We start from the raw sequence: 25,841 nt of genomic DNA, 5'->3' as shown, positions 1-25,841 counted from the left end.
GCAGTGCGAATTACCGCAGCTACTCACTGACGTGAACTTGGTTTCGACCGTTGTGCTTGGCGATATAGAGCGCTTCATCCGCTCTCGCGATTGCCTCTGTTGCCTTCCCTGCCCCAAGCTCAGCAACACCAATACTACAGGTGAGCACCTCACCATGAACCCAGATATGATTTTCGACGTAGGTTCGGATACGCTCCGCCAATTTAGCGGCTTCTTCTAATCCAGTATCAGGGCAGAAAACGATAAACTCTTCTCCCCCCCAACGAACTAACCTGTCCTGTTTTCTCACTACACTTAGGATCACCATCACGAACTCACGCAAAATGTCATCACCTAACGCGTGACCAAATTTGTCGTTGATGTTTTTGAAGTAATCAATGTCTAGGTACAGAACTGACAATTGACGATGACTTGGGACATTTCTTGTCCCATAATTTTTTATCCACTCACGGGCTGCATGGCGGTTCATCGCCCCCGTTAGTGCATCTCGACTAGCGAGCTCGGCAAACTCGAAGTTCTGCGCGCGCAATGAGCGGTTAATATTCTTTAAGTGGGCTTGCCTTAAGTTCGCTTGGTGAATCATTCTTCGATTACGTCGAATTTCACCAAAGGTCAAAAGGCTGCCAATCGTCACCCAAATGAACAAAAGCCCCATAAAGAGGTCTTCGCCTTTGATATAGTCGCCGATAAACTCAATACGATTAATCGACATCTGATAGCGCCCGACTTCTGTTGCTGAACCTGTCGCGAATTCAATCTTATTGATATTGCTAAACTCTGGAGCCGAGTGTTTAATGCCTATATCGTTATCCGCTAACCACCATGTCATCACCTGTAGGCTCGCAAGTGGGATTTCGACCGTACCTTTACCATCTTGTGGCAAGTATTCGATGCCATTGTATTTATGGGTATATTCGTTATCCGGTGTCGAGTATTCAGGGTTGTAGTTGCGCAGGTAAAAGCGCATACGTGGATCATCGCCGTCATCCAGAGCTTTAAAGTCTATATCTAGGCGAACAGTATGATATTGAGACAAATCCAAGCCGACTTCTGGATTTGGGTTGATGTGAATGGAGACACCACAGTATGGCCAAGGGTAATCATCACTGTGTTTTAAATCGCAAACCATCACAGCCTTACCGCTTCTTTGGTAAAGCTCAGAGGTTGAGTTGCCCTTACTCACCTGATCATTAGTTGCCAAAAAGCTGTATTGAGTTGGCAATATCACCTTAGTTTTGGCGTCGCCATAGGCGTGGTAAAGCTGTACGACAATCAGTGTCATCACAACCAACACAAATACAGACTTATGTTTTAATTTCATTTACTGCTGATACTCCAGAGCCAGTTCAACATGAATTGCGCTGACGAATTTACGCTGGCAATTGTAAGCTCTTAATAACGATATACTAAACAAATATCAGACTTTGCTGCCAATAATATCAGTAGCACGATGCTCTTTTCACCAGAATTCTAGAGTCACTTCAACAAACGCTAATACAGCACCAAACGCGTTAATGCTCTAAATTTTGAAATCGCCAATGAACATCCCATCTAGCGCCCACTTTTGATAAACTACGCACCTAAATAAAATTATAGAGCAATGTCATGTCTTTAATCGCAAAAGGTACGCTTCGAAAAATGCAAGCGTCTCTAGATGGTCAGGTGGAGTATCGCCTGCCAGTAGGTGATGAGTTGGTTTCCCTCAACCCATTTATCGGTAAATCACTTACACTGACTCACACAGGCAACATCTTCTGCTGCTCGTGTGGTAAAAAAACGAAGAAGAGTTATTCTCAAGGTCACTGCTTTGTTTGTATGAAGAAACTAGCAAGCTGCGACATGTGCATCATGAAGCCGGAAACTTGCCATTACGACCAGGGCACCTGCCGTGAGCCGGAGTGGGGTGAGGCTAACTGTATGGTCGACCACTATGTCTACCTGTCGAATACATCTAGTTTAAAAGTGGGCATTACTCGCCACACGCAGATTCCAACACGTTGGATTGACCAAGGAGCGACGCAAGGCCTACCAATTTTTAAAGTAAAAACACGCCAGATTTCAGGTCTAATCGAAGTGGAACTTGCCAAACATATCGCTGACAAAACCAATTGGCGTACGCTACTCAAAGGCGATGGTGAAGCCATGGCATTGGAAGAAAGGTTTGCTGAATTATTGCCGTTAGTAGAAGATAAAATTGCTGAGATCAAACAAACTTTTGGTGATGATGCTATCGAAGTCTTAAGTGCCGACATCACACCAATTGAATACCCTGTTCAAGCGCACCCAACGAAGATCACCTCTCACAATTTTGATAAGAATCCAGAGGTCACAGGCATTCTGCAGGGCATCAAAGGTCAGTACCTGATATTTGATTCTGGTGTTATCAACATTCGCAAGTTTGGCTCTTACGAAGTCGAAGTGTTCGACGAGTAAACTCAATCGAAATTTAATATCTACGAAGCAGTATCAATAGTAAAAAGCCACCAAATGGTGGCTTATTTTTTGTTATAACACGCTACTCAGTGCACTAAAGAAACGATCAATTTCTGCTTTAGTGTTGTAGTGCATCAGTCCTACACGCAGTATGCCGCCTTTCTCAGTTATGCCTAGTGCATCAGTAAGTCGGTCAGCATATAAATGACCGCTCCAAGTATAAATCTCACGCTCACCCAAATGCGCAGCCACATCCGCTGGATTAATGCTGCCAAACCTCAAAGCAAACGTCGCAGTGCGATTGTTTGAAGTAGACTCACCAAACAGTTCAATACTTGGGAACTCACTCAAGCGAGCTAAGAAGTAAGTTGCAAGAGATTGCTCATATTGATGAACGTTGTCATACGCAGACACAAGTTTAGCTCTAAGATCGCTCCCCTCACCTAAAGACGCGATATAATCAATCGCAGATGAGAATGCCGATAATGCTTCAAAGTTCAGTGTGCCAGTTTCCCAACAATTTGGGGCATGCTTTGGCGCAGGCTCTACTTTGTATGGTTGATACTTTTCAAGCATCTCTTTGCGGCCAAATAGAACACCCAAGTGAGGCCCGAAGAACTTATATGCTGAGCCAGCCACAAAGTCGGCTCCTAGAGCCTGTACATCAACAATCTGGTGAGGAAGAAGGTGAACCGCGTCGATAAATACGACACTACCATTCGCTTTCGCCAATCTGGTCACTTTCTCGATATCTACAATGGTTCCAGACAAGTTACTCGCAGCAGTGACGGCAACTAAACGCGTCTTTTCATTCAGCAGTGATTGCAGTTTATCTAGATCCAAATTACAGGTGTTATCTTTGACAGGTAAGTAGTGAACCTTAACCCCTTTGTCCTTTGCCGCCATCGCCCATGAAGAACGATTCGCGCCATGATCGGCATCGCTAAGAATAATCTCATCCCCAGCCTGCCACTCTTGGCTTATCGCACGACTAAAGTGAAAAGCCATGGTCGTCATATTAGCGCCAAAAACGATCTCATCTTTTGACGCGGCCCCGAACAGTGCTGCAGCTTTAGTTCGACACTCATCCACTAAACTGACCGTATTTTCACTTACGGAGAATCGACCACCTAAGTTTGAATTCCCATGATTTAGGTAGATGCCAAACCCAGCAATAACTGAAAGCGGAAGCTGAGTGCCACCCGGGCCATCAAAATAAACTGGAGTTTGGCCATTGTTTGTATTGTTTAGCGCAGGAAACTGCTCTCTAAGAGCTTCAACACTTTTCGCATTAAGCGGTAAATACAAAGACATCACGCACTCCTTTTTCACCGGCTTCGCTCGATAATGTTTCTGAAATATGATGGAAAAAACGTGAGTCATTCAAAATAACAAACTGATTCTCTTCCAGCACCGTATTCAAGTGCGGATGCTGCTCTACAGGAGACGCGAAGATTTGGGTAAAGCCACCAGCGATGTTCTTACGCTGTACACAGAAGATGCCTACAAAGCGGTATCCATCTTGGTGAATCCCTTCAGGAGCTGGGGCGCTGGTGGCATCAGAATCACAAGTGACTCTGATCTGATGAACGTCCACGACAGAGTTGTCCTTATCCGTTCCGGTTTTCTGCATAAATGATTTCAGTAAGTGCTGAAAATACGGCGTACTTACCATGTCATGGTCCATTTCAGCGAAGTCACGCTCTACATCGCCAACCACTCGGTTAAACTCCGATGACTGAAAAAATGAGCTGTGTGGCAGTCGCACCACATCCGAATTTTCCGCTTGAAAACGCGCGTAGGAGCGATAACGATGGTCGCTGTCGACATATTTGTCTGCTGGCAAGTCTTCAAAATAGGTAGAAAGTTGAGGAGCGATTGAACTCGGTGTTTGAAACGCTTCGATCAGAAATTTGTTTTCCATTTCCATGATAAGTCCCTGTATAGCTTACGCTTACTAAAGTTAACATTTGATTAACAACAAGGTTATTATCCCGCAAAAAATCCACACTTCAATACATAAAACCAAAAACAACTATATATTCTAGAATTAAAAACCATCAAGCAATAAAGTTAGGATTTATCACCATTAATTGAAATATGCACGGAATTTATATCTACTTATTAAATAAAAATCAGTATCATAATTTGATGGCCATCACGCTTGGTCAAGATCTAACCTACTACATTAAGAGTCATTGCAACCCGCATAGGCATGTAAGCAAATAAGATTGATCGATAGATGAAAGCTATCTATGAAATAGCTTGAAACTATTTATATTTCTTGAAGTCAGCGAATATTATCCCTAGTATCAAATCAAAATTATTAAGGCCGTCATCGCTGAAATGGAGCCGCAATGAGCGACGTAAAACACTGTAATCTATTAATTCTTGGTTCGGGCCCTGCGGGTTACACCGCGGCTGTCTATGCAGCACGCGCAAACCTAAAACCTGTACTAGTTACTGGCATGCAACAAGGTGGTCAATTAACCACAACCACTGAAGTAGAAAACTGGCCAGGGGACCCTGAAGGTTTAACAGGTCCAGCACTGATGGATCGCATGAAAGAACATGCCGAGCGATTCGAAACTGAAATGCTGTTCGATCACATCAATGAAGTTGACTTGAGTGAGCGCCCTTTCCGCTTAAAAGGCGACAGCGGCCAGTACACCTGTGACGCACTAATTATTTCGACCGGTGCATCGGCTAAATACCTAGGTCTTGAATCTGAAGAAGCATTCAAAGGGCGTGGTGTATCCGCTTGTGCAACTTGTGATGGATTCTTCTACCGTAACCAAAAGGTTGCTGTGGTAGGTGGTGGTAATACTGCTGTTGAAGAAGCGTTATACCTATCGAACATTGCTTCTGAAGTACACCTTATCCACCGTCGTGATACGTTCCGTGCAGAGAAGATCTTAGTGAAGCGCTTAATGGATAAAGTAGAAAACGGTAACATTGTGCTACACACAGACCGTACTTTAGATGAAGTGCTAGGCGACGACATGGGCGTGACAGGTGTCCGAGTGAAAGACACTCAATCTGACCTTACCGAAGAAATCGATGTAATGGGCGCATTTATCGCCATAGGCCACCAGCCAAACACCTCAATTTTTAAAGGTCAGCTGGAAATGAAAGACGACTACATCATTGTTAAATCTGGCCTAGACGGCAATGCGACTCAAACCAGCATTGAAGGTGTATTTGCTGCTGGTGATGTTATGGATCATAACTACCGCCAGGCAATCACGTCAGCAGGTACAGGTTGTATGGCTGCACTTGATGCCGAACGATTCCTCGACGCGCTAGCCGACAAATCGTAAATGTGATTTTTCACTTTTAGTTCAAAACCCTAAAGCCCAAAGGTATGCCCTTTGGGCTTTCTTTTGTATAATGCTTGGTTCACAACCAAGAATAATTATCATTAAGCCTTCTAAATGGATAAGAAAAAACAACGCAGCTTGAACAATTGGCTCAAGCAGCAGAGTAAGCTTGCAAAGCGCTGGCTTATGATTGCAGTGAGCCTAGGCGTACTTTCAAGTGTGTTTTTACTCGCGCAAGCCGCTCTTCTCGCCTCGATTCTTCACCAACTTATTATGGAACAAACCGACAAGTCAGAGCTTGTTCCTTATTTCTTTGGCTTAGCCGCAACCATTGCTGCGCGCGCAGGCTGCGCATGGGGTCGCGAAATTGCTGGCTTCCGTTGCGGTGAACAAATCCGTATATACATTCGCCAACTGATCCTAGATAAATTAAGAGAGTTAGGCCCGGCATACATAAAAGGCAAACCGGCTGGCTCTTGGGCCACCTTGTTGTTAGAGCAAGTTGAAGACATGCAAGATTTCTTCTCACGCTACTTGCCGCAAATGTCTCTGTCCGTTTTAGTTCCATTCGTTATTCTAATTGTTGTCTTCCCGATTAACTGGGCAGCAGGACTAATCTTCCTAATTACCGCTCCGCTGGTTCCTATTTTTATGGCACTTGTGGGCATGAAGGCTGCCGACGCTAACCGCAAAAACTTCAAAGCATTACAGCGCTTATCTGGTCACTTCTATGATCGTTTGCAAGCAATGACCACCATTCGACTCTTCGACCGTACTAAGGCCGAAACTGAGGTGCTCAAAGGTGCATCCGAAGTATTCCGTACCCGCACGATGGATGTTCTTAAAATAGCTTTCCTATCTTCAGCCGTGCTTGAGTTCTTCACCTCAATTTCGATCGCTATTACCGCGGTCTACTTTGGTTTTAGCTTCATTGGTGAACTGAACTTCGGTTACTACGGTACAGGTGTTACCTTATTTGCTGGCCTATTTATCCTTATCCTTGCGCCAGAGTTTTACCAACCACTTCGCGATCTGGGCACCTTTTATCACGCCAAACAACAAGCAGTAGGCGCGGCAGAAAGCATTGTCGAATTCTTAGAAACCGATGTCAGCAAAGTTCAATCAGGTCAACAAACGTTGTCAGCCATGAATAATATTGAGATTAGCGCTACAGACCTTAAGGTATTTAGCCCAGAAGGCACTCAATTAGTTGGTCCTATCAGCTTTTCGATTGACGCAAACAAAACAGCAGCTTTGGTCGGCCCAAGCGGCGCAGGTAAAACTAGCCTAATTAATGCCATACTCGGCTTTATGCCTTATGAAGGTAGCTTGAAGATCAATGGAACAGAGCTAAAAGATCTCAACCATAGCAACTGGCGAGAGCAAATCAGCTGGGTGGGTCAAAACCCTCTCCTACTCCACGGCTCTATTCGTGACAACATTACACTAGGTAAAGACGACGTCGGTGAACAAGCTATTGAAAAAGCGCTGAATGATTCGTTTTCTGCTGAGTTTGTTAACAATCACGGTTTGGATTATTTGGTATCCGATCGTTCTGGAGGCCTATCCGTAGGGCAAGCGCAACGCTTGGCTCTTGCGAGAGCGATGCTACAAAACGGGAACTTCTGGTTGCTTGATGAGCCAACCGCTAGCCTCGATGCCCGCAGCGAACGCTTGGTAATGGATGGATTGAAAGCTCAAACAACCGAGAAAACGACATTGATGGTGACTCATCAACTCGCACCATTGCAAAACGTCGAACAAATATTAGTCATGAAAGATGGACTGTTAGCCGAAGCAGGTAGCTTCGAGCAACTGGTTGAGCAACAAGGGTTGTTTAATCAAATGCTACAGTCTAGCCAAGCACTGAACCAATCAAACAAGGGGAACTTAGATGCGTGATTTACTCCCTTACCTGAAGTTATATAAGAAGCATTGGTTTGGCTTGTCTCTTGGAATGCTGTTGGCATTTCTGACACTTTTCGCTTCGATAGGACTACTTACCTTATCAGGTTGGTTTTTGTCAGCCGCTGCTATTGCCGGTTTAACCATCGCACGTGAAACCTTTAACTACATGTTACCCGGTGCTTTTGTGCGTGGGTTCGCCATGGGGCGTACCGCAGGTCGTTGGGGCGAACGTGTGGTTAGCCACAACGCAACATTTAAACTGCTGACTGACCTACGCATTTTCTTCTTTGAGAAACTTGCGCCTCTCATGCCAGGGAAAGTCTCTAACCTTCGTGATGCCGACTTACTCAACCGTTTAGTTGCTGATGTTGATGCAATGGACCACGTATATCTGAGGCTGATAAGCCCGGTCACTGTTGGTGTATTCGGTATTGCGGCATTAACCGCTTTCCTTTGTTGGATAGATACCACACTCGGCCTCACACTTGGCGCTATCTTGCTTACCCTGTTACTTATCTGGCCGATAATTTTCTATAAGCTAGGTAAACGCAACGGTACTGAGTTAACGCAACACAAAGCGCAGCTGCGTGTGACCACTCTGGATTGGTTACAGGGTTACAGCGAACTGACTATCTTTGGCGCTGAAGAGCGTTACCGTAACGCAATTCTAGAAGCTCAAAATAGATTGGTGAGTAACCAATTCATCAATGCACATTTTTCCGGGTTAGCACAGGCGCTACTGATGCTAGCAAATGGCTGGACCTTGGTTTTAGTGATTTGGCTTTCAGCAGACGGAGTAGGCGGAAACGCACCTGATCCAATGATCGCCTTAATGGCCTTTGCAACAATGGCTAGTTTTGAGCTGTTGATGCCAATTGCCGGTGCATTCCAATTCCTAGGTCAAACACTTACCTCTGCTCGTCGACTTAACGACGTTATTTTGTCAGAGCCAGACGTGAAGTTTGCCAAGAAGCCTGTTGAATTGAATGGAAAGCACGATATTGAGTTTGACAATGTGACCTTCCATTATCCAGACGCTGAACAAAACGTACTTAAAGATGTTTCTTTGTCAGTGAAGGGCTGCCAGCGCGTTGCGATTGTCGGTCAGACAGGTTCAGGTAAATCGACGCTTCTACAGCTTCTAACTCGTTACTGGGATCCGCAGCAAGGCAGCGTATCCATTGCAGGCAAACCGCTAACTCAGTGGAATGAAAGCCAATTGCGCCAAACGATCAGTGTCGTGAGCCAACGTGTCGATATTCTGAATGGTACTCTTCGCGATAACCTTTCTATGGCTAACCCCGAAGCAAGCGACGAGTTGCTGAGTACAGCACTTACAGAAGTTGGCTTAGAGAAGCTTTTAGATGACCAAGGACTGGACGCTTGGCTCGGTGACGGTGGCAGACAGTTATCGGGTGGTGAAAAACGCCGCATTGGTATTGCCAGAGCTCGTTTGCATGATGCACCAATCTTGTTGCTGGATGAACCAACCGAAGGCTTAGACAAACAGACCGAACATCAAATCATGCAGTTGTTTGATACTCACTTTAAAGACAAAACGGTTATTTTCATCACACACCGTTTGGTCAACTTAGATCAAATGGACGCGATCTGTTTGATTGAGCAAGGCGAGATCGTTGAATATGGGCATCACAACGAACTCCTTGTGAGCCAAGGGCGCTATTTTCAGCTCACTCAAACGCTATAGATAAACCATAAGTCTGAGACAAAAATAATCAAAGAGCAGCCTCTACCGCTGCTCTTTTTCCTTCTAGATGTGTACTAGCCGGCAACTTAACTTCTCCCATATCCAGCTAACTTCGTTCATATCTAGTTAACTTCGTATTGAGTTTGCTAACTACGCACATTGCTATGACTACACTACAGATGTAAAAAAACCGACAACATGAGTCGTCGGCTTTTTTGTATCAGTATCTTAAGCTTTTATCGGCGAGCTTTAGAGCGTGCGCCCTGCTCTCCAGCTGATTTCTTTGGCTTACGACGAGAAGGATTGTTGCTACGCCCTTTTGGTGCGCTCACTCTTTCTTCGTGACGCTTAACCGCACGGCGGATCTTCTGGCTACGAGAACGCTCACGCTTACGTGATGTGTTGTCTTTTGACTCATCAAGCATGGTGTTTCTTTCAGGGCGAAGTTCTACTAACTCACGTAGGTAGTTAACCTCTTTCAGGTCAAGCTCCATCCATCCACCACGAGGGAGTTTCTTATCTAGATAGATATCACCATAACGAACACGCTTAAGACGGCTTACTGTGGTGTCTTGCGATTCCCATAAGCGACGAACTTCGCGGTTACGACCTTCGTTAATCGCTACGTAGAAAGTATGGTTCATACCTTCACCACCTGCGTATACCACGTCTTCAAAACGCGCCATACCATCTTCAAGCTCTACGCCACGTACCAAGTTCTTTACTTTTTGCTCGGTCACTTCGCCGAACACACGCACTAGGTACTCACGCTCTACTTGACGACTAGGGTGCATCAGACGGTTTGCCAACTCGCCGTCAGTAGTAAATAACAAAAGGCCAGATGTATTGGCATCCAGACGACCAACAGAGATCCAGCGAGAGCCACGGATCTTAGGCAGACGGTCAAATACAGTACGACGACCTTCAGGATCGTTACGTGTACATAACTCCCCTTCTGGCTTGTAGTATGCAAGTACACGACAAACCACTTCTTCTGAAGCTTTTGCCGACACAGTATGGCCATCAATACGAATAATCGCACTTTCGTCCTCTAGGCGTTCACCCAGTTTAGCCACAATACCATTAACACTTACACGACCAGCTTTAATCAACGCTTCCAGTTCACGGCGTGAGCCATGACCAGCACGTGCTAAAACTTTCTGTAATTTTTCGCTCATTTATCTACCTAGTAATTGTCGTCTTCACAGACGTCGAATATGAAAAAATGCGACCCGAAATCGCGGCCGCATATTATCTCAAAACTCTAATGAAAAATCATCTACTTTCGTTATTCAAACGGGGTCGGATCGCCCGAACCAACACGGACTACAACCGGGTCATCTTCGCTGAAATCTACCACTGTTGTAGGCTGCTCGCCCAAGTAACCGCCGTTAAGAATACAATCAACCGCGTGCTCCAACTTATCGCGGATATCTTCCGGGTCAGATTCGGTATGCTCGTTGCCCGGTAAGATCAATGAAGTAGACATCATTGGTTCGCCCAAAGCTTCAAGTAAATCCAGCGCAATTTGGTTATCTGGAACGCGAATACCAATGGTTTTACGTTTCGCGTTCATTAGTCGGCGAGGTACTTCTTTAGTCCCTTTAAAAATAAAGGTAAACGGACCTGGCGTATTGTTTTTCAGTAAACGGAATGCCGAGTTATCGACGCGTGCGTACAGCGAAATTTCAGAAAGATCGCGACACAGCAAAGTGAAGTTATGTTTATCGTTTAAGCGACGGATCTGACAGATGCGTTCTAGGGCTTGCTTATTTTCCAGCTGACAGCCGAGTGCGTAACCTGAATCGGTAGGGTAAACCACCACACCACCGTTACGAATGATTGCTACTGCTTGACTAATCAAGCGAGCCTGTGGGTTATCAGGGTGTACATAAAAAAACTGGCTCATTGTAATTCCTCATTATCGAGTCTCTCGACTCTATATTTTTTGGCGTATTATTTTACTTCTGGAATGCTCGGGGCTAACTGGTATTCCAATCAGTTGTTATTTGATTCGATACCCCAATCTTTCCAAACTGGCTCCACCCCAGAGGGTAACCATAGGTTTCTTCCCAACTCCATCCACGGAGACGGGTAATGAAAGTCACTGCCTTGAGAGGCTAATAGTTTGTATTGTATAGCATAATCGGACAAGTTGCGTCTTTCTTGTTGCGCTTGTTGAGGTTGCGCGACTTCCATTCCATCGCCGCCCGCTTCAACGAAAGCCGCAAGCAATCGCTTAACCCATTTAGCAGTAAGATCATATCTGCCCGGATGCGCCAATACCGCTTGGCCACCCGCACTATGGATAGCATTCACCGCGTCTGCCATAGAGCACCAATTAGGCGGGACATAACCAGGGTTATTTCGGGTAAGGTACTTCTTGAATACCTGTTGCATTGTTTTCGCATAACCATTGTCGACCAACCACTTGGCAAAATGTGCTCTAGTGATCGGTGCGTCACCGGCAATCAACTTAACTTCTTCCAACACCCCTTCTCGCGTCGCTTTTTGTAAACGATGGGCAATTAACTCTGCTCGAGAGTGGCGATGTTCCTTTTGCTGCTCAATAAGTTCACTGAGCGCCTTTGACTTTGGATCAATATTAAGACCGACAATATGAATGTCTTTATTTTGCCATACCGTCGAAAATTCGATGCCATTAATCAGCTTGATGGGCAGCTCGTTGTCGTCGATATACTGGTGTGCAATTGGTAATGCATCCACCGTATCGTGGTCAGTGATTGCTAGAACTTCAATGTCAAAGCTAAGAGCACGGTCAATGAGTTCACTTGGAGATAGGCGTCCGTCTGAGGCGGTGGTGTGGCTGTGTAAATCAATTCTCATAATTTTGCGTTTTTTTGTTGACTTTTCACCTCCGCACTAGTTAACTAGTACACAAATACGAAGTACCTAATTATCGGGCTGACCATGTTACAAGAATTTAACCAAAACCAGAAAGATAAAGTTACAGCTCTTTCAGCAATGAAAGGTAATGCTGAGCTATCTTGGTGGCGCACTTGGGGACATTCTGGGTGGGCTTACGCGTATTTCTAAATTATAGAATCATTGTGAAAAAGCCCGCTTATTTAGCGGGCTTTTTTGTTTTGTCGAACACCTCACACTTTACTGACCAACAATTCACCAATCAAACCAGATTCTTCATTGGGTGAAAGTTTGCTTTATGCGACTATGTACGGCAGAAAGAGGTAAGCAATTGTAAAGGAGGTCTTGTGAACAAGGCCATTGAAATCAAAAAGCTAGGAAACATTGAAGTCATCAATACTTCTGTTCCTTATTCACAAGATCCAACAAGCTTGTTCCACACCCTGTGTGAGAACAAAACGGATAGCTTGCTGCTTGAGTCAGCTGAAATCGATTCCAAACAGGATCTGCAAAGCCTCCTGATCGTCGATTCTGCAGTACGCATCGTTTGCTTTGGTCATCAAGTAACATTCACAGCGCTAACCGATAACGGTAAGCACTTATTAGCGCACTTGAACGACAATATTCGACAATCTGTTGAAGCTTCTTTTAATGGAGAAGTACTGGAGCTGTCGTTTGAGAAGCCATGTGACACCTTAGATGAAGATTCTCGCCTACGTGAAGCATCGTCTTTCGACGCTCTGCGTTTGGTTCAGCATAGCTTCGATCATACCAAGCAGCATAAACACGCCGTTTTTCTTGGTGGATTATTTGCTTATGACTTAGTGGCTAACTTCGAGCCTCTAGGGGATGCCGAGTCAGCCAACCAATGTCCAGACTATGTATTCTACGTTGCTGAAACGCTGTTAGTCGTCGATCACCAAACTGAATCATGTAAGCTTCAGGCAAGCCTTTTTGAACCTAATCAAGCGAATCGAGATTCCTTAGCGAGTCGTTTAGAGAGCATCAAAACTCAATGCTCTAATTTGGTTACTTTACCCGCTGCGACTCAACTAGACAGCGTATCAGTAGAGCCAAGTGTATCCGATCAAGACTTCTGCCAAATCGTCCGAGATCTAAAAGAGTACGTGGTAAAAGGCGATGTATTCCAAGTTGTACCTTCTCGCCGATTCACGCTGCCTTGCCCTTCTCCTTTGGCCGCATACAAGGAGCTCAAGCAAAGTAACCCAAGCCCTTACATGTTCTACATGCAAGATGAACTATTCACTCTGTTTGGTGCATCGCCAGAAAGTGCGCTGAAGTACGAAACAGAGACGAATCAAGTAGAAATCTATCCAATTGCAGGGACTCGCCGTCGCGGTAAGCGCCCAAATGGTGACATCGATTTCGACCTAGATAGCCGTATCGAACTTGAACTGCGTACCGACATGAAAGAAAACGCAGAGCACATGATGCTGGTTGACTTAGCACGAAACGATGTAGCACGTATCGCTCAAGCGGGAACTCGCCACGTTGCAGACTTACTAAAAGTCGACCGCTACAGCCACGTAATGCACTTAGTATCACGCGTTGTTGGTCAACTGCGTGAAGATCTAGACGCACTGCACGCATATCAGGCATGTATGAACATGGGCACACTAACCGGTGCACCAAAGATTCGAGCCATGCAACTGATTCGCGATGTAGAAGGCGCACGCCGCGGTAGTTATGGCGGTGCTGTGGGTTACTTAACGGGTGAAGGAACACTAGACACCTGTATCGTAATTCGCTCTGCATACGTTGAGAATGGTGTAGCTCAAGTTCAAGCTGGTGCGGGTGTGGTGTTCGATTCAGACCCACAAGCGGAAGCAGATGAAACCCGCGGTAAAGCACAAGCCGTAATCTCTGCTATTCAAACAGCGCATAAGTCACAATAAGGAATAGGGTTCAGAGATGGCTAATATCATTTTTATCGATAACTTTGACTCGTTCACCTACAACCTTGTGGATCAGTTCCGCTCGCTAGGTCACTCAGTCAAGATTTACCGAAACAACATCCCAGCAGAAACTATTGAGCAAGCGGTCAATGAGCTTGAAAATCCGGTGGTTCTTTTATCGCCGGGCCCTGGCGCTCCCTCTGAAGCAGGGTCAATGCCAGAGCTAATCCAACGCATGAAAGGCAAAGTGCCGATGATCGGTATTTGTCTTGGGCACCAAGCGATTGTTGAAGCGTACGGTGGCACCGTTGCTGGCGCGGGTGAAATCATTCACGGTAAGGTCTCTATGATGGAGCATCAACACCATGCGATTTACCAAGACCTACCATCACCGCTTGCGATTGCACGTTACCACTCGTTGGTTGCAACTAAGGTTCCAGAAAACTTAACCATCACAGCAGAAGTAGATGACTTGGTGATGTCTGTCGTTCATGAGGAAGACAAAGTTTGCGGGTTCCAGTTCCACCCGGAATCTATTATGACGACCTACGGAGCAACCCTGTTGGCCAATGCTATTGAGTGGGCACTCGAAGAACGTACTTCAGTTACCCCTTAGGCTGATTAAAAAGCGCTTGGCACATAAGAATTTAGGAGAGGAAATATGGAAGCAATTATCAATAAGCTATACGAGCAGCAATCACTGACTCAGGAAGAGAGCCAACAGCTGTTCGACATCATCATCCGCGGTGAACTCGATCCAATTTTGATGGCATCAGCTCTAACTGCTCTAAAAATCAAAGGCGAAACACCAGATGAAATCGCCGGTGCAGCTAAAGCGTTGCTGGCAAACGCAAACCCATTCCCTCGCCCAGATTACGATTTCGCAGACATCGTAGGTACTGGCGGTGACGGTCACAACACCATCAATATTTCAACCACTGCGGCGTTTGTTGCTGCGGCATGTGGCCTAAAAGTTGCCAAACACGGCAACCGCAGCGTTTCAAGCAAATCGGGCTCTTCTGATCTTCTTGATTCATTTGGTATCAACCTAGCCATGAGCGCGGAAGACACACGCAAAGCCGTCGACAACATCGGTGTGGCATTCCTATTTGCGCCGCAATATCACGGTGGTGTACGTCACGCGATGCCAGTGCGTCAAACGATGAAAACACGCACCATCTTCAACATTCTTGGCCCACTGATTAACCCAGCACGTCCAAATATTGAATTGATGGGCGTTTACAGTGAAGAACTGGTTCGTCCTATCGCAGAAACCATGTTACAAATGGGTATGAAACGCGCCGCCGTGGTACATGGTAGCGGTTTGGATGAAGTGGCGATTCACGGCTCCACTACTGTTGCTGAAATTAAAGACGGCAAGATCACCGAGTACACGCTAACACCAGAAGACTTCGGCCTGCAAACGCACCCATTGGAAGCTATCAAGGGTGGCGCGCCAGAAGAAAATAAAGCGATCACGACCAGCATTTTGACGGGTAAAGGCACCGATGCACAATTGGGTGCAGTCGCGGTCAACGTTGCTCTGTTAATGCGTCTATTTGGTCACGAAGACTTGAAAGCCAATGCGCAACAAGCCATTGACGCAATGAACTCAGGTAAGGCGTACCAGTTGGTACAACAACTTGCCGCACATGCTTAAGGAATTGAAGAAGATGACTGACTTCAACACTCAGCAAGTTAACAATCTGTCTGAACACGTTTCTAAAAAAGAAGCCGAAATGGCAGAAGTACTGGCAAAAATTGTCCGTGATAAATACCAATGGGTTGCAGAACGTAAAGTATCGCAACCACTCAGTACATTTCAGTCAGACCTACTTCCTTCTGACCGTAGTTTTTATGATGCGTTGAGTGGAAACAAAACGGTATTCATCACTGAATGTAAGAAGGCATCTCCTTCAAAAGGCTTGATCCGTGATGATTTCGACTTGGATTACATCGCATCGGTGTACAACAATCATGCCGATGCAATTTCGGTCCTGACCGACGAGAAGTACTTCCAAGGTAACTTTGATTTTCTTCCTCAAGTACGCGGTCAAGTTAAACAGCCGGTTATTTGTAAAGACTTCATGGTGGATACCTACCAAGTTTACTTAGCGCGCCATTACAACGCTGATGCCGTGCTACTGATGCTTTCTGTCCTCAATGACGAAGAATACAAAGCGTTAGAAGAAGCAGCGCACAGCCTAAATATGGGTATCCTGACTGAAGTGAGCAACGAAGAAGAACTTCATCGTGCAGTTAACCTTGGTGCACGTGTGATCGGTATCAACAATCGTAACTTGCGTGATCTAAGTACGGATTTAAACCGCACTAAAGAACTTGCTCCTACCATTCGGGAACTTGCACCGAATGCTACCGTAATTTCAGAGTCTGGTATTTATACCCATCAGCAAGTTCGTGACTTAGCTGATTTCGCAGATGGCTTCTTGATTGGTAGTTCACTAATGGCAGAAGACAACCTAGAGCTCGCGGTACGCAAAGTAACAATGGGCGAAAACAAGGTTTGCGGGTTAACTCATCCAGATGACGCAGCAAAAGCGTACCAAGCGGGTGCTGCATTCGGCGGCTTGATATTTGTCGAGAAGTCAAAGCGTGCGGTTGATCTTGAAAGTGCTCGTTTAACCATGAGCGGCGCACCACTAAACTATGTAGGTGTATTTCAAAACCACGACATCGATTTTGTTGCGTCAATAGCTACCTCATTAGGCTTAAAAGCGGTGCAACTGCATGGTCAAGAAGACCAAGCTTACGTTAACCAACTCAAAGTAGAACTGCCAACAGACGTTGAAATTTGGAAAGCTTACGGCGTTACTGATGCGAAACCACAGCTACTTGAAGACAATATTGACCGTCACCTCTTAGATGCTCAAGTTGGTAATCAAACTGGTGGAACAGGTCAAGTATTCGATTGGTCACTGATTGGCGATCCTAGTCAAATTATGTTGGCTGGCGGGTTGTCACCAGAAAATGCCCAACAAGCAGCGACACTAGGCTGCTTGGGATTAGATTTAAACTCTGGTGTCGAAAGTGCACCAGGCAAAAAAGATTCACAGAAGTTGCTCGCGGCATTCAACGCAATTCGCAACTACTAAAGCTACTTGTAGCTGAAAAATTAAGGCTATTCGTAGCTAAAAATACGAGAAGGAATATCACGATGGCAAAACTGAATGCCTACTTTGGCGAATACGGCGGTCAGTACGTTCCGCAAATTCTAGTTCCAGCACTAGAGCAACTAGAACAAGCGTTTATTGACGCGCAAGAAGACCCTGAATTCCGCAGTGAATTCATGACGCTTCTTCAAGAGTATGCGGGGCGTCCAACGGCTCTTACGCTAACTCGTAACCTAACTAAAGGCACGAAGACCAAATTGTACCTAAAACGTGAAGACCTACTTCACGGCGGTGCGCATAAAACCAACCAAGTGTTGGGTCAAGCGCTACTTGCAAAGCGTATGGGTAAAAATGAAATCATCGCAGAAACGGGCGCTGGTCAACACGGGGTTGCAACCGCTCTTGCGTGTGCACTACTTGGGCTTAAATGTCGCGTTTACATGGGCGCGAAAGACGTTGAACGCCAAAGCCCCAACGTGTTCCGTATGAAGCTAATGGGCGCAGAAGTGATTCCTGTACATTCTGGTTCAGCAACACTTAAAGATGCGTGTAACGAAGCGCTGCGCGACTGGTCTGCGACTTATGAAGATGCACACTACCTACTAGGTACAGCAGCAGGTCCTCACCCATTCCCGACCATCGTGCGTGATTTCCAACGCATGATTGGCGAAGAGACTAAGAACCAAATTTTAGCGCGTGAAGGTCGCCTACCTGACGCTGTGATCGCATGTGTAGGCGGTGGTTCAAACGCTATCGGCATGTTTGCTGACTTTATCGAAGAAGAAAGCGTTCGCCTTATTGGCGTCGAGCCCGCTGGTAACGGTATCGATACTGATCAGCACGGCGCGCCACTTAAGCACGGTAAAACAGGCATCTTCTTTGGTATGAAAGCACCATTGATGCAAGATTCAAATGGTCAGGTAGAAGAGTCTTACTCTGTGTCTGCTGGCCTAGATTTTCCTTCCGTTGGCCCACAGCATGCGCATCTAAACGCGATTGGCCGTGCAGAGTACGACAACGTAACCGACGATGAAGCGCTAGAAGCATTCCAAGAAATCGCACGTAACGAAGGCATCATCCCTGCTCTTGAGTCTTCTCACGCTCTTGCGCACGCATTACGCATGGCTCGTGAGAACCCAGAAAAAGAACAACTATTGGTCGTTAACCTATCTGGTCGTGGTGATAAAGACATCTTCACCGTACACGCCATCTTAGAAGAAAAAGGAGCAATCTAATGAGTCGTTATGAGAAGATGTTTGCGCGTCTAAACGAGAAAAACCAAGGCGCATTTGTACCCTTCGTGACGGTTTGCGATCCAAACGCTGAGCAATCATACAGAATTATGGAAACCTTGGTTGAGTCGGGTGCAGATGCACTTGAACTCGGCATTCCATTCTCAGATCCACTTGCTGACGGCCCAACTATCCAGGGTGCTAACATTCGAGCTTTAGACTCAGGTGCAACTCCAGATATCTGTTTCGAGCAAATAGGTAAGATCCGCGCTAAATACCCAGACCTTCCTATTGGTCTTCTGATGTATGCGAACCTAGTTTACTCTCGTGGTATCGAACATTTCTACGAGCGCTGTGCAAACGCAGGCATCGATTCTGTTTTGATTGCAGATGTGCCAACTAACGAAAGCGCAGAGTTTGTTACCGCAGCAGAGAAGTTTGGTATTCACCCAATCTTCATCGCCCCACCAACGGCAAGCGATGAAACGCTCAAGCAAGTTTCAAAATTGGGTGGTGGCTACACTTACCTACTTTCTCGTGCAGGTGTTACTGGCGCGGAAACCAAAGCAAACATGCCAGTTGGTCACATGCTAGATAAGCTGAACCAATTCGATGCGCCGCCAGCTTTACTTGGCTTTGGTATCTCAGAACCAGCACAGGTAAAACAAGCACTAGAAGCGGGTGCCGCTGGCGCAATTTCTGGTTCGGCAGTAGTGAAAATCATCGAAGCTAATGTAGAGCAACCACAAATCATGCTCGATAAGCTGGGTGAGTTTGTTTCAGCAATGAAAGCTGCAACGGAAAAATAAGGCAGTCGTACAGTAATATAAACTGGGACTGTATGAGATCGATTTCTTACACTTGCAAAGAAATCGATCTTTTTTTTAACATTTAAAATCCTAGCTTCCACCCTTCTAAACAATCACAAAACCTATAAAAACACCCGAACCATTCCGCGCGCAGATAGCAAACGTTTGCTATTGTATGAAAAACTATCATACGTCAATAAAAACCGAACTAAACTCCCGTTGCTGTATTGCTAATAGCAAGAAACAAGTGTAAAAACAGATCGAATTATTATCTAAGTAAATTACATTATTTAGGTTGTAATGCTGGATTTTTACAATTTATTAGCACAGAGGTTATGGAAGTGTTAAAAGAAAAGAGTTTAATGGGCAACATCGGTGTCCAAGTTGTTATTGCCATGATTATCGGTACTGCCGTCGGTGCTTTCATGGGTCCAACCGCCGCTATGTTCGCTCCTCTAGGTGCGATTTTTATCAACCTAATCAAGATGCTAGTGATTCCTCTGGTTGCCGTTGCGCTGATATCTGGTGCTGCAGGCCTAGGTAACAGCCAATCAGCAGGTAAAGTTGGCGTTGTAACGCTAGGCTATTTTGCCCTCACATCTGCGCTAGCCGTAGCGCTTGCTCTGATCATGGGTGAAGTCTTTAAACCAGGTATGGGCATCGACGTTTCAGGTGTCGAAGGCATGTTCTCTTCTGAATATGCGGCAAAAGGTGAGCTTCCTACTTTTTGGGCAACCATTACAGGTATGATCCCAACCAACGTTTTCCAGTCTCTTAACGAAGCGAACATCCTACAAATCCTAGTATTCTGTCTTTTCTTTGGAATCGCTATTTCCAAACAAGCAAAAGAGAAACGAGAGCCTATCATTAACGGTGTAAACGCCATTGTTGACGCCATGGTTTGGATGATCAACAAAGTCATGATCATCGCACCAATTGGGGTATTTGGTCTGATGGCGGAAGCCGTTGGTACATTCGGCTTCGGCGCCCTTATGGTGGTATTCAAGCTATTCGTTGTTTACATTGCTGCTATCTTGATTTTTGGTTTTGTCGCTTACCCACTGATGATCCAACTATTTACTAAAACCTCTGCTAAGAAGTTCTTAGTAGCAATGAAAAAGCCACAAGCTGTTGCTCTTTCTACTGCATCTTCAATGGCAACGCTGCCTGTAACAATGGATACGGTTGAAAATGAACTAGGTGTTCGTAACTCTACGGCATCGTTCGTTCTGCCACTGGGCGCAACGATTAACATGTCGGGTAACGCAATTTACTACGGCCTAGTTGCGATCTTCTTCGCGCAGCTATTCAACATCGACCTTTCGATGGGTGCATACATTGCAATCATTGTGACTTCTACACTAGGTGCCGTTGGTCAAGCTGGTGTCCCTGGCCCATCATTCCTTGTTGTAGCCGTTCTTCTTGCAGCGGGTATTCCAATTGAAGGCCTACCACTTCTGTTCGCTCTGGACCGTATCTTCGACATGATTCGTACTGCGCTGAACATTACTGGCGATGCTGCATGTGCTGTGATTGTAGATTCACTTGTTGAAGAAGAAACTAAATCAGAAGCAGAACTTAAGAGTCAGCAAGCATAAATTCACCTTATGAATCACATAAATGGAACCGCCTGCTGGCGGTTTCTTTTTATTTTCATTTAACTGACACGAGTCAATATAAAACCAATTGAACTAGAACATATTGAATATAAAAAGTATTTTCGACACTAGGACTCTAGTCACTTGGCATAAACTTCAAGCGTCAGTTATAGGTAAATTATGGAAAGCAAAAATAATATTCACTCCTATTCCTACCCTTCCGCAGTACTTTCCCTTTTTGAACATTTGAATCACCACGTCTCTGACAAATATACGTTTTTTAGAACTATCGCGGAGAAGCGGCGTGAGCAAGTCTTGGTACTTGCGCCTTGGCTTAAAGAAAGGGACCTTTCAGTCGTATTCTCATCTGATGCCTACCGAAAAGTGTGCTCAAGCAACCTGCAAATGGATGATTTTGAGTTTGAAGTCGAACAAAGTGGCTTGAAACACTTTCAGCATTGGATGGAATTTTGGTGTGCCTATGAAATCTACCAAGTACATAAAAAGTATCGCAAAAGTGAATGTTTACAATCTGTCGGTTACCTACCCAACGACCAAAACCAGTATGTTTCCGAGACAATCGAAGACATAGCCAGCGATCAGCGACTCTTCCAGACATTCCATAGCAACTATGCCATGAGCTTGCCCGACGCTATTACTCTTATCAATCTAGATTTATTTGTCCGACATGAAAAGTGGTATGAAATGTTACTTTGCCTTCATCTATCGCAGTCTGGCACCCACTTTTTACTCACACATCATTCTCAGGCTCACCCCTACCCTATTATTATATCTAGCGCACTCATCCAAGGTTGGAACCGCCGTTCAGACTGGTTAAGTTACCACCCTTCTTTCCAATCACCGCGCTGGAACTTCTGCTTAGAAAATCAAAGACAAATGGAACTTGAACAGGTATTCATGCTCCAAGGTGTTGAACCACAAGCCTTTAGTAATGTTGCAGACTTCGAGCACGACTTCGAAAGTCGCCTACACAATAAAGAAGAAATATGCGAGATCCTACGGTTGACGATCAGCGGAGAAGACAGACAAAAACTGTTTTTCCTATACATCGCTCAAAGATATTTAGCCCAACAAGTCGTAGATGCAGGATTTCGTTACAGTTTAACTATTATCGACCAACCATTGATGTTACGCTTCTACGACAATACCCACTTTGATGCATATTTTCATAGTAGCTATTGCGATATAAATGAAAACAAGACTCTTACGTTTAAAGGGTTTTGGAACAACAAAATCATGCTTAGAGCATTTCTAGAAACGGACTTTAGAACCTACAAGCGACACATCATGAAGCAACGCCAAAAAGAACAAGGAGACATGTATGCTTAGTGCAATTGTCAGCCCTATGTTGTATCCAAAAGCTTTGATTCTTATTGCTACCGGCCTGTCCGTACTAGTTTGGCTAGCGTACTATTGGGTAAGTTTAAAAAAGGCTAATCGGCACTCGCTTACCTCATACCAACTTCCATATTTATGCTATTCAATATGCATTATGCTTTGGATTTTTAGTAACGCCTATTTTCACACAGACTTCCTGGTAACCAGTGGGCAGAACAAAGCAGTATTCTTTGCAAAATTTGCCAACCTAGCTTCATATTTTGCGTTTGCTTTTGCATTTTATTTCTCTTGTCGCTTGTTATCTAACCAAAGAAAGAAACCTGTACCTTTGTGGCAGAATAGTGTCTTCTTGGTTTTTTCTATTTTCGCTCTTTACGTTAACTTGTCTCCAGACCTAGCGGTCAAATCTGTATCAGTAAACAGTGTGAGTGATTTTTTCATCGAATTCGGCGAGTACACTGGACTATTCTTCAATTCAGTACTTACCTTAATTTTTCTAACACTGTTCAATTTAATGAGGCATAAGAGACACAAAACTAAACTTGAACAGGCTAAAAACAACTACATGATTGCAGGAATTTTGGTCTTTATGATCTCAACCGCATTCATCCACGTGGGTATGACTTACCTATTTGGTGATTTCTCCCTAACTTGGTTGCCACCCGCATTCGCTATCAGTGAAATGTTTTTTGTAGGCTATGCAATTCTCACACAGCGTTTCTACAGCCCTAAGTACATCGTTTATATAAGCTCAACCGTCGTAGCAACAGGGATCATATTCTCGTTGCCTCTTTCATCTTTAGTCTTTTTTCTTGATTCCTATAACGAAGTGCTCATCGCAGGCACTCTGTGCATCTTAGTCGGCCTAAGTTGGGCGAAGGTTTCCTATATAGTTAAACGCGTGATAGCCCGTGTCCTATATGGTTCTCCATATACCCCTGTCGAACAAATTCTTGCACTAGAGCGTGACTTTCAACATTCCACTCGCAACGCGATAGAGAAGCTTGCCGAACTGTTAAATATCCCACAGGAAAAATTACAGTTGGTCACTAACAACTATCAAGATGTCGCTTACGCCAACTACCTATCTTCAAAAAAATCGATTCTCATCGTAGATGAAATCGCTAATGAACTGAGCGATTCTAAATCCAGTATTGATGAAAGGTTGAGTGAGTTGCATACAAAAATGCACTCAAGCAATACGGCACTGGTATTGCCGCTTTACGACCACGACTCTACCGTGTCTCATCTGCTCGTCTCACCGCATAAAAAAGATGGCTCACTATTTTCTAATGAGGAGATCAGTGCACTCCAGCAGGTTTTTTCAAAAGTACAAAGCTATATCAACGCAGACCGAAAAGTGTCTCAATCCCAAGCTCTCGCTAATTCAATTGCCCATGAAATGCGCAACCCATTAGCTCAAGTACAATTGCAGTTCGAACATTTAAAGCTACAAGTCACCAGCGGGGATTCGCTCCAAAGTATTTTGGGCTCGATAGATAAAGGCAGTGCCGCTATCCTAAGAGGGCGACAGCTCATCGATATCATTCTACGAGAAGTCAGCGATTCTTCACTACAGCAAGAACCCGCGTCACCTAACTCTATTTCGTATGCCCTTTCCACGGCTTTAGGCCGTTATGGATTCGAGAATGAACAAGTTCGCCAGCGAGTTCACTTTACTGACAGCGACGATTTTATCGCTAACATTAACGACACACTCTTTAGCTTTGTCGTATTCAATTTGCTAAGAAATGCGATTTACTATTTCGACTCTTATCCTGACAGTCAAATTGAAATAACACTGCAAAAGGGCGATCATGAGAACTGCATCCTGTTCCGTGATACGGGCCCTGGCATCGAGCCAACCCTTAGATACAAGATCTTCGATGACTTTTTTACGCACAACAAGAGCGGCGGTAGTGGCCTAGGTTTGGGCTATTGCCAACGCGTGATGGAAGCATTTGGTGGCAGGATTGAATGCGTATCAGAGCTCGACGAGTTCACCGAGTTCCAGTTATATTTTCCTGTTGTATCAATTGGTTCAACCATTTCGCCACCTATCCCTTCTACTGGTTCACCGGATAGATACGCACTCCATAGCAGCTTCTCAGAGCCGGCCCCTGTAGACAGTACAACTGCTGTCGATGTCACTAAAAAGACAATCCTGATCGTCGATGATAAAGAGGTTCAGCGAGCACTAGTGAAAATCTACCTAGAGCAATTGGATATCAATGTTATTCAAGCCAATAATGGCGAAACTGCTGTCAGCGTTTTTCGTTCGAATGACGTTGATTTGGTATTGATGGATATACAGATGCCCAAAATGAATGGATTCGAAGCAAGTGAGTTAATTAAGGAGATATCCCCGGCTACGCCGATCGTCGCTTTATCAGGGGAATCTTCTACGTATGATTTAAACCGAATCGATCAACTTATGGACGGACGCCTAGAAAAACCCACGACAAAACAGGCACTAGAGTCAATGATTACTCACCTACTCGCTCAGAAGGCCCAACAACAAACGGTACACTAACTCATTTACCTATGGGCAGGTCATAAAAATGGCACTGTTTATGCTTTTCTCTCGTATCAGTATTAAGCGGCAGTATTTTGGCTGCTGAGATGGATAGGAGTACGAGTCATGGAAGTTCAAAGACATACATACTATGGGTTGATTCACCACGGTATTAAATCGCTGCTCGTTGACCGCATAGGCCATTTTACCGAGATGGAATACCATGAATATTTGGCGTTAATGACAGGAAAATCGAGTTGTTTTGCAATGAGTAACGATGAACTCATAAACACCGTCGACAACCTAAGAAACGAGGGCTACCTTGAAGACTTTAAAGGGCAAATACCTAAACTAGAGTCTCAAGAGTATTAACCTACGCAGCTGGAGAGCAGGAACAATTCTTCTCCAGCTGTGTTGCAATCACGTCACATTGGTTAGACTAAAGCAAATAGATCTAAGACCTTCCTACATAACATGAAGCAACTTCTCGACTTTATCCCGCTAATCATTTTCTTCGCACTATACAAGATGTACGACATATACGTTGCGACTGGTGCTCTTATCGTTGCTTCCGCGATTCAAATTGCATTGACGTATGCTCTGTTTAAGAAAGTCGAAAAGATGCAAGTCATCACGTTCTTAATGGTTGCGGTATTCGGTGGAATGACTATCTTCCTGCATGATGAGAACTTCATTAAGTGGAAAGTCACTATTGTATACGCCATTTTCGCAATTGGTCTGTCTGTTAGCCATCTAATGGGGCGCTCTGCAATAAAAGGTATGCTAGGCAAGGAAATCTCCCTACCCGATCACGCTTGGGCCAAAATAAACTGGGCATGGGTGGCTTTCTTTTCGCTGTGCGCTGGATTAAACATCTACATCGCTTTTTCCTTGCCTCTTGATGTTTGGGTTAACTTCAAAGTATTTGGCCTACTTGCCGCTACGTTCGGTTTTACTTTCCTGACAGGGGTTTATATCTACAAACACCTACCTAGAGAGAAAAGCGGCTCCACCGAGTGAAATTGA

At 44.9% G+C, this 25,841-nt stretch carries 22 protein-coding genes and 1 other annotated feature; of the genes, 16 read left to right on the top strand and 6 right to left on the bottom strand.

The features are described from left to right. Positions 1-19 precede the first annotated feature (19 nt). Positions 20-1,321: a GGDEF domain-containing protein gene (locus ACXABW_RS05970; RefSeq protein ID WP_457524522.1), complete on the bottom strand. Its 1,302-nt coding sequence runs from the start codon at positions 1,319-1,321 to the stop codon at positions 20-22. A 284-nt stretch (positions 1,322-1,605) separates the two neighbouring features. On the opposite strand from ACXABW_RS05970, the gene ACXABW_RS05965 reads away from it, so the two are divergent. After that, entirely contained in the window at positions 1,606-2,433 is an 828-nt protein-coding gene (locus ACXABW_RS05965; protein WP_265688890.1) for a DUF2797 domain-containing protein, read from the top strand. A 72-nt stretch (positions 2,434-2,505) separates the two neighbouring features. Here ACXABW_RS05965 and ACXABW_RS05960 read toward each other — a convergent pair whose 3' ends face one another. Further along, positions 2,506-3,747: a cysteine desulfurase-like protein gene (locus ACXABW_RS05960; protein WP_457524520.1), complete on the bottom strand. Its 1,242-nt coding sequence runs from the start codon at positions 3,745-3,747 to the stop codon at positions 2,506-2,508. After that, the gene (locus ACXABW_RS05955) at positions 3,725-4,363 is read right to left on the bottom strand and encodes a 2OG-Fe dioxygenase family protein (RefSeq protein ID WP_252030443.1); all 639 of its coding nucleotides are present in this window, start codon (positions 4,361-4,363) and stop codon (positions 3,725-3,727) included. The genes ACXABW_RS05960 and ACXABW_RS05955 overlap by 23 nt, the downstream gene beginning before the upstream one ends. Before the next feature lie 427 nt (positions 4,364-4,790). Here ACXABW_RS05955 and trxB point away from each other — a divergent pair, with 427 nt between their 5' ends. The 3 genes from trxB (at position 4,791) to cydC (ending at position 9,369) form a co-directional block, all read left to right on the top strand. Then, positions 4,791-5,753: a thioredoxin-disulfide reductase gene (gene trxB / locus ACXABW_RS05950; RefSeq protein ID WP_252030442.1), complete on the top strand. Its 963-nt coding sequence runs from the start codon at positions 4,791-4,793 to the stop codon at positions 5,751-5,753. Between the two features lie 114 nt (positions 5,754-5,867). Further along, positions 5,868-7,655, top strand: coding sequence for a heme ABC transporter permease/ATP-binding protein CydD (gene cydD, locus ACXABW_RS05945; RefSeq protein ID WP_457524518.1), 1,788 nt, complete (start codon positions 5,868-5,870; stop codon positions 7,653-7,655). Then, complete coding sequence (cydC, locus tag ACXABW_RS05940; RefSeq protein ID WP_457524516.1) at positions 7,648-9,369, top strand: heme ABC transporter ATP-binding protein/permease CydC; 1,722 nt, start codon at positions 7,648-7,650, stop codon at positions 9,367-9,369. Before cydD ends, cydC begins: the two co-directional genes overlap by 8 nt. 236 nt (positions 9,370-9,605) lie before the next feature. Here cydC and rluB read toward each other — a convergent pair whose 3' ends face one another. The 3 genes from rluB to rnm form a co-directional block, all read right to left on the bottom strand. Continuing rightward, the gene (rluB, locus tag ACXABW_RS05935) at positions 9,606-10,547 is read right to left on the bottom strand and encodes a 23S rRNA pseudouridine(2605) synthase RluB (RefSeq protein ID WP_252030438.1); all 942 of its coding nucleotides are present in this window, start codon (positions 10,545-10,547) and stop codon (positions 9,606-9,608) included. A gap of 110 nt (positions 10,548-10,657) precedes the next feature. Next, positions 10,658-11,278 carry an L-threonylcarbamoyladenylate synthase gene (locus tag ACXABW_RS05930; protein ID WP_252030437.1) on the bottom strand — a complete coding sequence of 207 codons (621 nt, stop codon included), beginning with the start codon at positions 11,276-11,278 and terminating at the stop codon, positions 10,658-10,660. Between the two features lie 89 nt (positions 11,279-11,367). Then, a complete protein-coding gene (gene rnm / locus ACXABW_RS05925) occupies positions 11,368-12,216 on the bottom strand; it encodes an RNase RNM (RefSeq protein ID WP_457524513.1) in 849 nt (282 codons plus the stop codon). Between the two features lie 84 nt (positions 12,217-12,300). Here rnm and ACXABW_RS05920 point away from each other — a divergent pair, with 84 nt between their 5' ends. From ACXABW_RS05920 to ACXABW_RS05865, 12 genes are all read left to right on the top strand, one after another. Continuing rightward, positions 12,301-12,426, top strand: a complete 126-nt coding sequence (locus ACXABW_RS05920) for a Trp operon leader peptide (RefSeq protein ID WP_265687725.1) — start codon at positions 12,301-12,303, stop codon at positions 12,424-12,426. After that, positions 12,373-12,475, top strand: a sequence feature (Trp leader region). Its footprint overlaps the gene before it by 54 nt. Before the next feature lie 127 nt (positions 12,476-12,602). Then, complete coding sequence (locus ACXABW_RS05915; RefSeq protein WP_457524511.1) at positions 12,603-14,171, top strand: anthranilate synthase component 1; 1,569 nt, start codon at positions 12,603-12,605, stop codon at positions 14,169-14,171. Between the two features lie 16 nt (positions 14,172-14,187). Continuing rightward, positions 14,188-14,787, top strand: a complete 600-nt coding sequence (locus tag ACXABW_RS05910) for an aminodeoxychorismate/anthranilate synthase component II (RefSeq protein WP_457524509.1) — start codon at positions 14,188-14,190, stop codon at positions 14,785-14,787. Positions 14,788-14,832: 45 nt separating this feature from the next. Then, positions 14,833-15,831, top strand: coding sequence for an anthranilate phosphoribosyltransferase (gene trpD, locus ACXABW_RS05905; protein ID WP_457524508.1), 999 nt, complete (start codon positions 14,833-14,835; stop codon positions 15,829-15,831). 13 nt (positions 15,832-15,844) lie between these two features. Further along, positions 15,845-17,284 carry a bifunctional indole-3-glycerol-phosphate synthase TrpC/phosphoribosylanthranilate isomerase TrpF gene (gene trpCF / locus ACXABW_RS05900; protein ID WP_457524506.1) on the top strand — a complete coding sequence of 480 codons (1,440 nt, stop codon included), beginning with the start codon at positions 15,845-15,847 and terminating at the stop codon, positions 17,282-17,284. A gap of 62 nt (positions 17,285-17,346) precedes the next feature. Further along, positions 17,347-18,537 (top strand): tryptophan synthase subunit beta, encoded by a 1,191-nt coding sequence (gene trpB, locus ACXABW_RS05895; protein ID WP_457524504.1) that lies wholly within the window; start codon positions 17,347-17,349, stop codon positions 18,535-18,537. Continuing rightward, positions 18,537-19,343: a tryptophan synthase subunit alpha gene (gene trpA / locus ACXABW_RS05890; RefSeq protein ID WP_457524502.1), complete on the top strand. Its 807-nt coding sequence runs from the start codon at positions 18,537-18,539 to the stop codon at positions 19,341-19,343. Before trpB ends, trpA begins: the two co-directional genes overlap by 1 nt. Before the next feature lie 335 nt (positions 19,344-19,678). Then, positions 19,679-20,941: a dicarboxylate/amino acid:cation symporter gene (locus ACXABW_RS05885; RefSeq protein ID WP_457524500.1), complete on the top strand. Its 1,263-nt coding sequence runs from the start codon at positions 19,679-19,681 to the stop codon at positions 20,939-20,941. A gap of 180 nt (positions 20,942-21,121) precedes the next feature. Next, positions 21,122-22,291 carry an acyl-homoserine-lactone synthase gene (locus ACXABW_RS05880; RefSeq protein WP_457524498.1) on the top strand — a complete coding sequence of 390 codons (1,170 nt, stop codon included), beginning with the start codon at positions 21,122-21,124 and terminating at the stop codon, positions 22,289-22,291. After that, positions 22,284-24,833 (top strand): hybrid sensor histidine kinase/response regulator, encoded by a 2,550-nt coding sequence (locus ACXABW_RS05875; protein ID WP_457524496.1) that lies wholly within the window; start codon positions 22,284-22,286, stop codon positions 24,831-24,833. Before ACXABW_RS05880 ends, ACXABW_RS05875 begins: the two co-directional genes overlap by 8 nt. A gap of 108 nt (positions 24,834-24,941) precedes the next feature. Beyond that, complete coding sequence (locus ACXABW_RS05870) at positions 24,942-25,187, top strand: hypothetical protein (RefSeq protein ID WP_252030424.1); 246 nt, start codon at positions 24,942-24,944, stop codon at positions 25,185-25,187. A 102-nt stretch (positions 25,188-25,289) separates the two neighbouring features. Then, positions 25,290-25,835: a septation protein A gene (locus ACXABW_RS05865; protein ID WP_457524494.1), complete on the top strand. Its 546-nt coding sequence runs from the start codon at positions 25,290-25,292 to the stop codon at positions 25,833-25,835. The last annotated feature ends 6 nt before the right edge of the window (positions 25,836-25,841 follow it).

This window comes from Vibrio paucivorans (genome assembly GCF_054053395.1).
This window is presented reverse-complemented; position numbering and strand designations above follow the sequence as displayed.